Source organism: Vibrio sp. 10N.222.49.C9 (genome assembly GCF_041474985.1).
In the GTDB taxonomy this organism is placed as follows: Bacteria; Pseudomonadota; Gammaproteobacteria; order Enterobacterales; family Vibrionaceae; genus Vibrio; species Vibrio crassostreae_C.
The window spans coordinates 1-291 of sequence record NZ_JBFRVD010000178.1; the positions used below are offsets into that span (position 1 = coordinate 1).

Annotated in this window: 1 protein-coding gene; it reads left to right on the forward strand. The window is 46.7% G+C overall.

The window, feature by feature from the left end:
• Positions 1-4 precede the first annotated feature (4 nt).
• A partial coding sequence (locus tag AB4585_RS22610) for a Mur ligase domain-containing protein (RefSeq protein ID WP_372171058.1) occupies positions 5-291 on the forward strand: 287 nt, incomplete at its 3' end.

Sequence of the window (291 nt, forward strand, 5' to 3'; positions counted from 1 at the left end):
CTTTATGCATATTCATATACTTGGAATTTGCGGCACCTTTATGGGTGGCGCTGCGGTACTAGCAAAACAACTTGGTCACAAAGTGACGGGTAGTGATGCGAATGTTTATCCTCCAATGAGCACATTGCTTGAGTCGGAAGGGGTTGAAATCATTCAAGGCTACGACCCTGAGCAACTGGAGCCTCGTCCAGATCTCGTGGTGATTGGTAATGCAATGAGTCGCGGTAATCCTTGCGTTGAATATGTGTTGGACAACAATCTTAAATACACCTCAGGCCCGCAGTGGTTACA